This window comes from Pseudoalteromonas sp. DY56-GL79 (assembly GCF_041414765.1).
Classification (GTDB): Bacteria; Pseudomonadota; Gammaproteobacteria; order Enterobacterales; family Alteromonadaceae; genus Pseudoalteromonas; species Pseudoalteromonas piscicida.
This window is the reverse complement of sequence record NZ_JANHZS010000021.1, coordinates 85,254-99,862: the sequence shown is the minus strand read 5'-3', so window position 1 is coordinate 99,862 and position 14,609 is coordinate 85,254. Positions and strand designations below refer to the sequence as shown.

Sequence of the window (14,609 nt, the reverse complement as noted above, 5' to 3'; positions counted from 1 at the left end):
TGATTTACGGAGTAAACTATGTCCGCCATTACAATAACTGACCATCTTATACATCATGCTGAAACCCAGCCGAATCAACTTGCGCTGGTCTGTGTTGAACGCAAATTGACTACGCAGTGGACTTATCAAACGCTACTTGAAAAAGTGATGCTTGTTGCCAGTCATTTTCAACAGTATGCAAAACCAGGGGATAGAGCCCTGATTTTGATGGAAACTGGTATTGAGTACGTTGCCAGCTTTTTAGCCTGTCAGTATTGTGGGATCACTGCTATTCCTAGCTTTCCTCCTGAATCGACGAAGCCACAACATCTCGCGAGAACCATAGGGATCGCCAAAGACGCCAGTGCGACTTTAATTCTTACCACTGCCCGTTTCAGTGAGACGGTGCAAGCTCTGACCGAACAAACTTCTGGTGCGTCCATGTTAAGTGTTGATGAGTTGCAGGAGATAAATATACCAGCTCAACGTGCCAATACAGCGCCAAATGACATTGCATTTTTGCAGTACACATCAGGTTCAACAGCAACACCTAAAGGGGTGATGGTTAGTCATGAGAACCTAATTGCGAATGAGCGAGCGATTAGCGAGCGGATGGAGACGACGAGCAGCGATGTTATGGTTAGCTGGTTGCCGCTATTTCATGATATGGGGTTAATTGGAGGCTTACTACAACCTTTATTTATGGGGTTTCCTCTGGTATTGACTTCTCCTCGTTACTTTATGGAAAGGCCTGTAAGGTGGTTGCAACTACTAAGTCAGTACAAGGGGACTATCTCTGGAGGCCCTGACTTTTCATTTCGATTGTGTTTGGAGAGAGTAAAGGAAAAAGTGCTAGAAGAGCTCGATCTGAGTCATTGGCGAGTTGCATACTCTGGGGCTGAACCTATCAGACACGATACACTCATTGACTTTGCTGAGCGCTTCTCCGCTTGTGGTTTAAACAAGCAGGCTATTTACCCATGCTACGGCCTCGCTGAAGGAACATTGATGGTGACTGGCAGTCACGCCAATCAAGGCGCGTATGTGACGGCATTTGATAGCGCTAAATTAGCCGCAGGTATTGCAAAGTCGGTTCCAAGTCAGGACTGGAGAAATACAGAACATTACCGCCATCAAGTCGGCTGCGGTATCGTCGCCAGTGAGCATTTCTTACGTATTAGCGATCCACAAACTCATCAGCAACTTGCAGATGGTTTGATTGGAGAAATATGGACTGCAGGTCCCAGTATCGCAGTAGGATATTGGCAAAACGAAGAAGCGACACGGGCCACCTTTATCGAGCGAGATGGCAAGCGTTGGTTAAGAACAGGTGATGTAGGCTACATCTTTGATGGTCAACTCTTTATCTCAGGAAGAGAAAAAGATTTGATCATCATGAATGGCCACAATGTTTATCCCCAAGATATCGAAAGAGTGATTGAAGCTGAATTGAGCTTTGTGCGTAAAGGTCGAGTGTCAGCATTTCCTGTTCCAAGCGCGGAAACTGGAGAAGGGATTGGCCTTGCTATCGAGACCACGAACAGCTATCGAAACACTGTTGCGGCGGAGCTCACTGCTGAAGTAGTAAGAAACTTTATCAGCACGCAATTCGGCTACAGTCCCGAACTCGTACTACTGCTTGAACAGGGCACATTGCCGAAAACATCTAGCGGAAAATTGCAGCGTAGCGCTTGTCTTAAGTTATATCAAAGAGCGCAGTTGGTGCCATATGGTGCTTTTGATAGCGAAGCGTTGCGCAATCTTGGGCAAGTAGCATGCACGGTAGAGGCATGGTCTGATTTTGAACAAGCGATCGCTAAGTCGTGGCAGCAGGTACTCAACTATCCTGTGACAAATAACCGAGCTAACTTTTTTTCTTTAGGCGGGAATTCACTAAAAGCGGTACGTTTAATTGCGTTGGTTCAAACACAGTTTGATTGTCAGCTGGAGACGACTTGTTTATTTAATGCCCCTGAATTTGGTGATTTTTGCGAGCTTGTTAAACACAGTAAGGCGCAGAACACGAACAGGCTCCAGTTACTCCCAACGCATCAAATAGATCATCCTTTGAGCGCCCAACAGCAAAGGCAACTGTTTTTATGGCAACTGCAGCCTGAGAGCAACGCCTATCATATTGGGGCAAAAACCACTTTATTAGGCTCAGTGTCAATTGAGCATGTAGAGCAGGCTTGCCGTGTGGTGTTTGCCCGCCATCCAATCTTGAGACAGCAATTTATGAAAAGTGAAAGTGGGCAATGGCGACAGACTGCGTCATCTCGTCCATTGAACTGGTGTGTTGAAGATATGTCACATTTATCTCAGGAGCACCAATCCAGTTGGATTGCAAAGTGGTATCAAACTCCCTTTGCCCTTATGGAGGGAGACTGTTTCAGGGTTGCACTGGTGGAGGTTGCGCCGCGCCAGTTTACTTTATTGGTAGCGATGCATCACATTGTGGGGGATGCATGGTCCTTCGAGCTGTTGATAAAGCAAATAGCTGATATATATCATGCGCTTGAAAAAGGTACTGAAGTAAATATAGAGCCGAATTTACTGCAGTACGGTGACTTTGCTCAATGGCAGCAAGATTGGCTCGAGAGTGCGGATGCAAAACAGCAACAGACTTACTGGCTAGCACAGCTATCAGGTGATGGGGATGAGGAACTTATCACTACGCAGCGTGAAAATACGCAGCAAGGGTTACAGTCTAGATTGTTATGCGAGCAATTAGATTATCGCCAAGTTCAGCAACTCCAAGCCTTTTCACATCAGCAAAGTGCAAGTTTGTACATGTTGTTGTTAGCATCTTTGCAGGTCACGTTTTATCGTTTATATGGTAAGTCAAAGCCACGAGTTGGTGTTCCGGTTGCAAATAGACGCAGTGCCTCGACTCAAGAAATGTTAGGCTTTTTTGTTAATACGCAAGTGCTTAGCGCAGATATTAACCCTGCCATGACGTTCGGTGACGTGATAGCTCAGGTAAAACAGCGGGCGCTAGAGGCGCAACAGTATCAAGATTATCCATTCGAAAAACTAGTCGAGTTGTTAAACCCAGATCGCAAGCTCGGGCACAATCCGTTATTCCAATTTATGCTTAACCATGTTGAGTATCAAGCAAACCCTTGGTGTGAAAGTGCATCTGTGCAAGCAAGTACTGTGGAAGCGCTCAATCAAGAAGTACAGTTTGACTTTAGCTTAGATTCTAGACTATTTAATGAAGGCCATCTTGATTTAGAGCTGCAGTATAACGGTAGTCTGTTCTCAAAAGCGCAGATGCAAAACTTTATGCAAAGCTGGCTCACCCTGCTACAGCAGGCAGTTCGACACCCTAACGAAGCGATTGCAGAGTTAGTGATGGTGACACAAGAAGACGCATTATTAGCGCTTGGGAAGGGCAAAGCGAGCACTGAAGAAAAAATCGACTGGCTTTCGCAAATCGCGCAGCATGCGAATGTAAGCGCTGAAGCAACTGCCATTATTTATCGCAATGAAGATTATAGTTATAGCTGGCTGTGGCAACGCGCATCTAGTGTTGCACAGAAACTTTCCGCTGCGGGCGTTGGAGCGGAAAGCGTGGTGGGGATCCTGTTACCTCGAACGCCTGACATGCTGGCCTGTACCCTAGGATGTCTGCTTGCTGGTGCGGGTTATTTACCATTGGATGCCAATTTCCCTGACGCCAAATTAGCATTCATGCTAAAAGATGCCAACTGTTGCAAACTTATTAGTGAAGATGTTTCAACTAACTTGGTATGGCAGGGCGATGTTTTTACACCTGCAGAGTTATTCAACACCTCAGGACTGGCGGATGAAATAAAGGATGTTGGTGGTATTAATCATTTTGCTGTGGCGTATCTAAATTATACCTCTGGCTCTACTGGAACACCTAAGGGAATAGCGATAGAGCATGGGGCGTTGGCAAAATATATTACGTCAGCAATCGACTTTATGGCGTTAACTGCAAAGGATGTGGTGTTGCAATTTGCGACTGCAAACTTTGATGCTTTCGTGGAGCAAGTGTTCCCAACTTGGACTGTGGGGGCGACCTTAGTACTTCGAGAAGATGCATTATGGGATGCGCAAACGCTTTATACCCAAGCGCAGCGACATCGAATTACTGTCATGGACTTAAGTGCGGCTTACTGGCGTACAATCGCAGCTTCGTGGGCGCAACAAGCTAAACATCATGGTGCGCTGGCGCTTCCTGATCTTCGTCAGGTGCATTCAGGTGGCGAAGCAATGTCGACAACTGGCGTCGCTGATTGGCGAGCTGCAGGGTTAGGTCATGTCAAATTGCTTAATACTTATGGGCCTACAGAGATTGTTGTAGAAGCAAGTGTATTTGATTGCACTGCACTTGAGCCATCTGCCAATGTACCGATTGGTAATGCTATCCAAGGGCGACAGCTGTATGTGTTAGATAGTGCATTGCAGTTAGTGCCACAAGGTGAAGCAGGTGAGTTGTACGTTGGTGGTGATATTTTAGCGAGAGGTTATTGGCAGCAACGAGGATTGACAGCGTGTAAGTTTATTGCTGATCCATTTAGCCAAGATGGCGCTCGTATGTACGCTACTGGCGACTTGGTGCGTTGGCAGGGAGAGCAGCTGGAATACATAGGTCGTCAAGACCACCAGGTGAAAATAAGAGGATTTAGAGTTGAGTTATCAGAAGTTGAAGCACAACTTTGCAACCTACCTAAAGTTAAACATGCAGTGGTACAGCTGAGGGATGCGCAAAACTCAGCAAGTTTAGTCGCTTATGTTGAGGCTGATGGTGTAACCGAAGTTGAATTGAAACAAGCGTTACAGCTGCAATTACCTCATTATATGATCCCTGATGCGATTTTGGTGTTAGATAAACTTCCTCTTTCTGAAAGTGGCAAATTAGAGCGTCATAAACTGCCGGATATCAAAGTGATGCAGAGCAGTGAAGTGCCTAAATCAAGCGCAACTGAGTTAGAGCAGCAGTTAATCAAAGTATTTGCTCGCCACCTACAACGAGACTCCATTGCGATAGAACAAAACTTTTTCGACTTAGGTGGTCACTCCCTGTTACTGATGGCGATATATGATGAACTCAAGCCTGATCATCCATCATTATCATTAACGGATCTATTCCAGTACCCAAGTATTGCCAGCTTAGCGAGTTATTTGACGACAACTGTCAGTGCGCAAACCACATCACTGCCAACGTCAAATAATAAAAAACAAAAGCAAGCTATGAGCGCCTTTGCTGCCAAGAAGCGTAAATCAAGAGAAGTGTAACTAATGACAGAGCAAACATTTAATCCTTTAGATATTGCAGTGGTGGGAATGGCTGGACGCTTTCCTGATGCCGATAACGTTGAAGCATTGTGGCAAAACGTTCGCAGTGGTCATTGCGCTATTGATACTTTGACAGAAGAACAGCTGACGGCTGCGGGGGTAAATGAAGCACAGCGCAGCCACCCTGATTATGTCAACGCGTCCATCCCATTTGCAAACAAAGCTCAGTTCGATGCGGAGTTTTTTGGCTATACGCCAAAAGAAGCAACACAATTAGATCCTCAACAGCGCCTATTTCTGCAAACGTGTTGGCACGCTTTGGAGCATGCAGGCTTACCAGCGAGTGGCCAGTTCACAGGCGTATTTGCCGGTTGTGGTGTGCCAGCATACTTACTTAAACATTTATTGCCGCAGCAGCAAGACAATGACATCACTAGCCTCTTAGCGCTCACCAATGGCAATGAGAAAGACGCGCTGGCTACTCGCATTAGTTACGAACTTGATTTAACTGGACCTGCGGTAACGGTGCAAACGGCTTGCTCAACCTCTTTAGTCGCCGTACACATGGCCTGTCGAGCGTTGCAGAACTATGAGTGTGATGCAGCCCTTGCAGGTGGTGTGTGGCTCAATTTACTCGACGAACAAGGATATCTTGCGCCAGCTGGTGGCAGCTTATCATCCAGTGGTAAGTTGAGTGCATTTAGCGAACACGCCGATGGTATTTTAATTGGCAGTGGCACTGCTGCTGTGGTATTAAAACGTGTGGAAGAAGCGATAGAAGATGGCGATCACATTTTAGCGGTGATTAAGGGATCTGCGATTAATAATGATGGCAGAGACAAGGTTGGCTATACCGCGCCAAGCGTCACGGGACAGGCTAATGCGATACGTGCCGCTTTGGAGTTTGCAGATGTCGAGCCGCGATCCATCGGCTACATTGAGAGCCATGGTACCGGCACAAAGCTTGGCGACCCAATTGAAGTAGCAGCACTATCACAAGTTTATCAGCACACTGAAAAGCAATATTGTGCTCTTGGCTCAATTAAAGCAAACATTGGTCATTTAGATTCAGCGGCTGGTGTGACTGGTTTAATTAAAGCTATTCAAGCCTTGCGCCACAAAGAGATCCCGCCGAGCATTCATAGCTCGCCTCAAAATAGTAAAATTGATTTCGAAAATAGTCCGTTTTATTTACCGCAGCATGCGCAAACATGGGATTGTGATGGTCCTCGCCGTGCTGCGGTCAGCTCGCTGGGAATGGGGGGGACCAACGCACATGTTATTTTGGAGGAGTATTTACCTGTAACTGAAAAGGTCGCAAGCGCCCCCGACGCATGGCACATTTTACCTATTTCAGCGGCTAATACAGCTAGTTTAGCTAAACAGCGTCAACAACTTGCAAAAGCCATAACGCAGAACCCACAGCAATTGACGCTTATAGCTGCACAGCTACAGCATAAAAAGCGTAGGTTGCCTGCAAATCAGGCCATTGTCGCAAAAGATGAAGCGCAGGCAATCGAGTTGTTAAATCGTGAATATGCCGATGAGATAGTGAAGAAAGCTGAGCAGGTAGGCTTGTTGTTTTCAGGGCAGGGCTCACAGTATGTGACGATGGCACAGCCTTTATATCGTCATGTTACAGAATTTAAGACTCACTTCGATGACGTACTAGCACGTTTCCCAAGTAAATTACGTGCAGAACTAGAAGCGGTATTTTTCCCCTCCGATGAGCAAATATTGGCGACCAATCAACTCTTAAATCAAACTAGGGTAACGCAACCTGCATTGTTTGTTGTGGCTTATGCTATGGCTAAATGCTATCAAGCGCATGGAGTACAAGTCTATGCGATGTTAGGTCACAGTATTGGTGAATATGTTGCGGCTTGTTTAGCGGAGGTAATGTCTGTAGATGATGCCATTCATCTCGTTGTTGCAAGGGGGGAAGCGTTACAGCAAATGGCAGAAGGCGCGATGCTTTCTGTTATGGCAGATGCCAATACTATTGCACCTTTCCTCAATGCTGAATTGGATATTGCAGCCTATAACAGCCCGCAAAATACGGTAGTGGCAGGAACCAAAGCGGCAATTAAAATGCTGCAAGGTGAATTAAAAGAGAGGCAAGTCAGTTGTACCCGTTTACACGTCGCACACGCATTTCATAGTCATCTAACTGAGCCTGTATTAGCAGTTTTTGCACAGGCGTTTGCAAAGATTGAGCTAAAAGCGCCGAAAATTCCTTTTGTTTCTAATATCACTGGGGAATGGATCACAGATAGCCAAGCAACCTCAGTACAATATTGGCTTGATCATATCCGTCAGCCAGTTGATTTTGCTAAAGGAATTCAAACACTGGCACAAACATGCCAAGTATTAATCGAAGCAGGCCCCGGCGATACCTTACAAAAACTGAGTAGTCAAAATCTCGGTGAGAGAGTACTAGTCCTACACTCAATTGCCCATGTAAGAGACCTAAAGTCCAGCGTGCCCCCGTTTGCGAAAACCCTTGCTATATTATGGCAGTGCGGTCAGCGTGTTGATTGGCACAAAGTTACGAAATATCCGCATGGGCAAAAGATGCTTGCACCAGAGTATGCATTTGCAACCACAAGTTTCTGGCAAGCGGCACATAGCAATCATGATACTGTGACTGACGCACAAATATCTGAGCCTGAGCTATTAGTTCCAGTGTGGCAACAGGCGATGCAAAACCTTGCGCCAAGCGCCCCTTTGAATGGTCAGCGATGGCTGGTCGTTTGTGATGATAGCCCATTATGTGAAGCCTTAATGGAGGCATTGAATGTAGAACAAGTTTCCATACTACAGCTTTGGCATGGTAATGCTTTTGTTCAGCAACAAGAGCAGGTTTATCGCGGTGATACTCAGCAAATCGAAACGTTTGAGACCATTATGTCGCAATTTGGTGATATTGTTCGAGTCGTTGATTTAAGGTTACTTGGGGCAGATACCCTAGCGTTTACTAGCCACTTGGCGCTATTGCAATGGGCTTCGGAACATAAAATAGGGGTAAGTTTAGTTGCTACTGGGCTTTTCTCTGTGTTAGGCAATGAAGCGGTATCACCATCAAAAGCGACGATTTTAGGTGCAACTAGAGCCTTGTGTCATGAAGTCCCTGAGTTGTTTGTACAGGTGGTTGAAGTCGCTGAGGTAGAGTCATTAACGAACACTAAAACCTTGGTTTCAACAATACTGAAAAACTTAGCACAGAAAAGCAGCTTAGAGATTGCCGTGCGTGGTAGAAATGCTTTTAGCTTGTCACAGCAAGTAGTACCTGAGGTGGTAACAACAGTATCGGGCTCTGATAACCCGGTTACCTTTATTACAGGGGGGCTAGGAGGTGTGGCGCTTATTCTCGCGAATAAACTGGCGCAGCAAGGACATAAAATCGCGCTGTTGAGCCGCCGAGTTATACCCACTGCGCAACAATGGCCTGAACTCGCTGTTAATAACGAAAACTCAAAAGAGCAGGCATTATTTACTCAGTTGAACGAGTTAAAATCACTCGCACCAGATCTGATGGTGTTGCAAGGGGATGTAACAGACTTGGCAGCATTAACCTGTGCCATAGCCCAAGCCGAAGCGCAGCTCGGTCATATCAGTCACGTTGTTCATGCAGCCGGCTTAGCCGGAGGTGGTGTGCTATCTCAGTTAAGCCCGCAGCAAGTATCTGAAACCTTAGCTGCAAAAGTATCTGGTGCCAATAATCTATTACAGGCATTCGCGCATCATCAACTAGCGAAAATGATTTTTTGCTCGTCGCTTGCCTCAGTGCTTGGCGCCTTTGGGCAAGGTGACTATTGTGCTGCAAATGCGTATCTAGATGCGCTGCCTCATCAATCTTTACCATTCCCAGTATGTACAATCAATTGGGATGGATGGGATAACATAGGTATGGCTGCCGGGCAACAAGTGGCGAGTGGCTTAGGGCTCAATCGTGAACAAGGTGCTACGCTATTTATGCAAGCTATCTCTGCCGACTTGCCACATCTCTACGCTGCAGCAATGAGCTGGGCACAACGAGAAGCTAAGTTGCAAGAGTTACTCTCTACAGCAGTGATTGCCAATCCTAGCACTAACACCGTGCAACAAGGAAAATCTCGCCCTGTTATGGATGTTGAATTTGAAGCGCCAGAAAGTGAGCTTGAACAACGTCTTGCAACACTATGGAGTGAGTCACTTGGCTATAGTGAAGTGGGTATTTTTGACAGCTTCTTTACACTCGGTGGTGATTCACTTATTGCGATACAAATGATAGCGAAGGCTAAGCAGGCCTTCGCTGTTGAGATAGCTCCAGCTGCATTCTTCGAAGACCCAACTATCGATAACCTAGCGTTTCTTATTGAAGAAGCGCTGCTCACAGAGATAGAAAATCAATAATTAAAACGGGTGGCTATCACCCGTTTTTTGTATTTGCTTCACCTCTTACTTAAGTCCGCCTTACTTACCCTATTCGTTAATGAATGATTTGATTTTTAAACAGCACTTATAAAAAAGGATAATTATGAATTCCAATATACTGCTCATCCCTTTGCTATTATTTGGTCCATTGGCTTGTCAGGCTGACCATTCGGCAGCACAAAGTAATATAAAACACGCTTCGAATCTAAAAGCCAAAATCACCCGCACCGAATTTGGTATTGCCCATGTTAAAGCCAGCAACTTACGTTCATTAGCTTTTGGTTCTGGGTATGCTCAAGCGCAAGATCATGGCTGTGTGCTTGCCGATAGCTATCTAAGGGTTCGAGGAGAACGTGCTAAGTATTTTGGACCGGATCACTATCAAGCTGGTGATAACCGCCATGTAATGTCTGATTACCTATATAAAATTGCTGATATTTATGGGCAGGCTAAGCTCGCTTTTCCGACGTTATCTAAAGATACTCAAGCTGCTGCAGAAGGGTTTGCTGCTGGTTTTAATTTGTATCTCACCGAAGTGCAACAAGGTAAGGCAAGGTTAGCACCAACTTGCCAAGGTGAAAGCTGGGTACAGCCCATAACGGCCGTTGATGTACTTGCTAACATTGCCGCTGCGGGAAGCGGCGCGAGTCTTGGTCAGTTTACTACCGCAATTTTGCAAGCACACCCTGAGCAAGGTAATGCTTGGCTGCCCAGTGCATCAGAACCTCTAAAGCTAACCTCACCGTTAGCTGCAGTCCCTGACGGCAACAAGCTTATGACACAAGGCTCAAATGCTTGGGCTATCGGTGCCGATTTTAGTGATGATGGTAAAGGGATACTAATGGCGAATCCGCATTTTCCCATGACAGGACAGATGCGTTTTTGGGCCTATCACGCCAATATCCCTGGCGAACTAGATGTGATGGGAGCATCATTGCTGGGCTTTCCTGCGGTAGTGAATATTGGCTTCAATCATAATATTGCGTGGAGCCATACTTACTCAGCATCGGCACAAAGTGTGATTTACCGTTTAACATTGGATAACACAACCCCACTTGGTTATGTGCTAGATGGTGAATCTAAACGGATAGTGGAAAAGGACATCGTTGTCGAGGTATTGAGTGCGTCGGGTGAGATGCAATCTTTACATAAGCCTGTATATAAAGCTGAGGGCGGGGTGCTGATTGAAATCCCAGGTGTATTAGATTGGACAGAGCAGCACGCGTATATTTTAAAAAATACGAATTTAGATAATTTTTCTGCTATCGATCATTGGCTTGCGATAAATAAAGCGCAAACTTTGCAGGAATTTCAACAAAGCTTTAAAGATCATAATGGCTTAATGTTCAATAACGCGATTTATACAGATAAAGATGGACACGCATTTTATATTGATGCTGCCAATGTACCGCATTTATCATCAACAGCGCTTCGCTATTTGAATGAGAATGTGTTGGCAAAACAGTATTTTGAAAAGTTTAGGGTACCAGTGCTTCCCGGTGATGATTCCGCTTATTATTATCAGCAAAGTGTACCATATGCAGAAAAACCTAAGCTTGAACGTAAGGACTATGTGCAAAATGCCAATGATTCATATTGGCTTGCAAATGCTAGTGCCCCTATCGCTGAAGTTTCCCCTCTTTATGGTCAGCACAGTGTTTTACAAAGTCGTAGAACGAGGTATTCTTTGGCGCAAATAAGTCATCCAATTGGTGACGAGCAAAAATTTGATGCTGATGAAGTCACCGCAATTCTGTTAGCCAATACCGCACAAATCTCCCCGATTATTGATACTGTCATTGCAGCGTGCGAGCAAAGCTGGCAAACCAAAGAGGTTACAGTCAATGGTCAAATTTTTGCATTAGCCCCGACATGCCAAGCTCTTAAAAAGTGGGACGGGCGTTTTGAGCAGTCTTCATTGGCTGCACATTTGGTGAGGGAGTTTGTCGCAAGAGTCAATGACCGAGAAGACTTCGAGGTTAGTTTCAACCCGCAGGATCCAGTAAATACCCCACGAAATATCCGCATCAATGAAGCGCTTTTTAAAGAACTAGCCATTGCAGGAGAAATTGTTCGCCATGCAGGCTTTGCGCTGGATGCGCCGCTTGGTGATATACAGTTTTTTGAACAGCACGGGAAGCGCTTTGCTTGGCAGGGAAATATGAATGTTGAAGGTGGACTTAACGTGTTCGCTACGCAAAATCGCCTCGATCAAACGACATTTGCTCCGGTTGCAACGCCGTCAGTGATGACACCGTACAACGATAGACCGCTGTGGAGTGGGTTATCGCAACGAGGCTATGAGTTGCACTTTGGTTCAAGTTGGATGATGGTTGTTGACTTTGATGAGTCAGGGGTGAAGGCGAGAGGCTTGTTAACTTACTCTCAATCACAGCATCCAAACTCGCTCAATGCGAATGACCAAACACAATTCTATAGTGAGCAAAATAAGCTGGTAGCACTGCCTTTTAGCAAAGCTGAAATTGCGGCAAAACGCGTTTCTACGCAAATCATAAAACAGTGATAATACACTGATCATAAAGAGGGGCTTTGCAGCCCCTTTTTATGTTTCAATATATAGCTGTTATATTAGAAACGATACTTCATGCTTAAGTTATATGCACGAGGTTCACTATACTTTTTAGGAACGAATCCATAGGTATCGTAAAACGTTTCATCCGTGAGGTTGCTGACACTCAATTTAAAGCTTAACTGTTTTGAATGATCGTACTTGATATGAGCATTTACTAGCGTTTGACTGTCTTGCTCTGCGCGTACTGCCCCGTGACGACCACCTGCAGGGAGGCCAAGATCAACACCTGGCACATTTAAAATATCTACTTTTCGGTCTGTATCCCATGTTGCATTTAAGCCGAAGCTCCACGCGTCATAAGTATATTTAGTGCTAACGTTAAGCGTTTGTCTTGGTGCGTATAAGTTGATGTCTTCACCGTTTTCATCAACCACATCAAAGTCACTGTAGCCAATATTGACCTGCCAATCTTCTGTAATGTTGGCATCCAGTTCGATTTCAAAGCCATCCGCTTCGGCACCATCTACCGGACGATATCTTGCAGGTCGCTGATCGGCATATTCTGGAATCACAACGCCAAAGTCTTCCTTCAAGCTGTCAAAGTAAGCCATGTTTAAGCGTAAGTGGTTATCAACTAAGTTTGCTTTAAACCCGACTTCGACATTGCGTGCAGTAATAGGAGTAAGTTGCTTTAAGTTGACGTCGACTTTGTCTAGCTGAGGCTCATACGCATCGGTATAGCTCACATACGTACTGACCTGTTCATTGATGTCATAGACGAGGCCTAGGTATAAGCTTTCCCCTGTTTCGTCACCCTTATCGCTAGAGAATCCACTCCAAGCGAAATCTCGCTCATTGGTGCGCTCGTAATCGAAAAACTTGATACCCGCAATGGCATGTAAATCATCGGTTAGCAAGAGCTTACTACTAATCGCTAAGCTTTGCTCTTTAGTTGTCTTATCCCAATAACCAATAAATTGCTTGTCCGTAGCGGTTAAATGTGATGCTGGATGAAGGTTATTATTGATGGATTGCAGCGGATAGAAGATAGTTCTGGCATTTTCATCTAACTCTTCATAACGATCATCAGTAGACTCAAAGTCAGCGTTTAGATAAGTTACATTCACTTGATGAGCGCGGTCAAACAGCTCAAATCGGCCAACCAAGCCTAAAATAAAGTTGGTACCATCAACGGTTTCAATCCAGCGGCGATCACCACCTTGCAAACCAAGTCCGGTTTCTTTATCTGGATTGCCACTAAAATAGGTCATAGTAATGTCAGCTTCTGTTTTGCTGTACTGTGCACCAAAGTTCAGTTCCCAGTCTAAGTTGATTTGATGAGAAAGCTTGAAGTGATAACTTTGATGGGTATTACCATTGTAACTATCCGGAGAAGAGAGGTTGGTTTTTTTATCTACCTCAACAGAAGAACCATCAGAATAAAAAATTGGCAGTCCCCATGGTGATAGTTTTAGCTCATTATCTTGATAGTGTACGGTAAATGACGCTTCGGTATCTTCAGAAAAGTAATGATGTAGCTGAGTGTAAGCAACGATTTTATTGCTGTTCTCTTTGTCTACGTAACTATCTTTGTCTTCATACGCGAGAATAATACGGCCTGCGAGCGCTTTATCATCGCTAAGAGCGCCTGTGGCGTCAACGTGTGTGCGAACTTTATTCCAAGAACCAAATTCCGCGCCGACTTCAACGAAGCCATCGCGATCGGGTTGTTTGGTAATAACATTCAATGTCGCTGAGGGTTGTCCTGCTCCCGCCATTAAGCCAGCCGCACCTCTGAGCACTTCAACACGATCATAGACTATGGTATCTAGACGACTTTCCTGCGGGCCTGCGATAGAAGTCGGTAGGCCGTCTTTAACAAGTGCATTAATTAAATAGCCGCGAGAAGTAAACTCGGTATTATCACCGGCTCCAAACTTATAACGAGAGATACCCGTTGTTTGAACCAGCACATCTTCCAAATCGTCTAGTTCAAAGTCATCCATGTACTGGTGACTTAGCACAGTAACCGATTGAGGTGTTTCCTTGATACTAAGATCTAGGCCAGTAGGGCCTGAGTTGCGTTTAATGGGCTGGCCCACAACATCGATCCGCTCAATGTTGTTACTATTTTTTTCAGTGTTGGCCTGAACGTTTGGAGAGAAGTATACCAGTGACAGCATGAGCGTTAATGCTGTTGATTGATGAGCTTTGCTTCGCATGGGTTTTTCCATTCCTGATTTTGTTATTTTGGCAATAATTGAGCGCACTGAGTGCGCTTCCCCAAGGACGAAAAGTCGAAACAAAAATTTAGTAAAAGGAATCATTTTTATTTGCGACTGTTTTTTTCATTTTTTCACTCGTCTACTTGCCAAGTAAAAGTGGCAGTTGCATTGTCCTAAACTGGAGACCGAAA

The 14,609-nt window shown here is 45.1% G+C and carries 4 protein-coding genes; 3 read left to right on the top strand and 1 reads right to left on the bottom strand.

The window, feature by feature from the left end; genetic code table 11:
• The first annotated feature begins 18 nt into the window (after positions 1 to 18).
• The 3 genes from NO992_RS15980 to NO992_RS15970 all read left to right on the top strand — a co-directional run bounded on the left by NO992_RS15980 (position 19) and on the right by NO992_RS15970 (position 12,184).
• Complete coding sequence (locus NO992_RS15980; protein WP_371378885.1) at positions 19 to 5,244, top strand: amino acid adenylation domain-containing protein; 5,226 nt, start codon at positions 19 to 21, stop codon at positions 5,242 to 5,244.
• A 3-nt stretch (positions 5,245 to 5,247) separates the two neighbouring features.
• Positions 5,248 to 9,639, top strand: a complete 4,392-nt coding sequence (locus tag NO992_RS15975) for an SDR family NAD(P)-dependent oxidoreductase (protein ID WP_371378882.1) — start codon at positions 5,248 to 5,250, stop codon at positions 9,637 to 9,639.
• A 124-nt stretch (positions 9,640 to 9,763) separates the two neighbouring features.
• Complete coding sequence (locus NO992_RS15970) at positions 9,764 to 12,184, top strand: penicillin acylase family protein (protein WP_371378877.1); 2,421 nt, start codon at positions 9,764 to 9,766, stop codon at positions 12,182 to 12,184.
• 65 nt (positions 12,185 to 12,249) lie between these two features.
• Here the strand turns inward: NO992_RS15970 and NO992_RS15965 are convergent, their stop codons facing one another.
• A complete protein-coding gene (locus NO992_RS15965) occupies positions 12,250 to 14,415 on the bottom strand; it encodes a TonB-dependent siderophore receptor (protein ID WP_371378874.1) in 2,166 nt (721 codons plus the stop codon).
• Positions 14,416 to 14,609 lie beyond the last annotated feature (194 nt).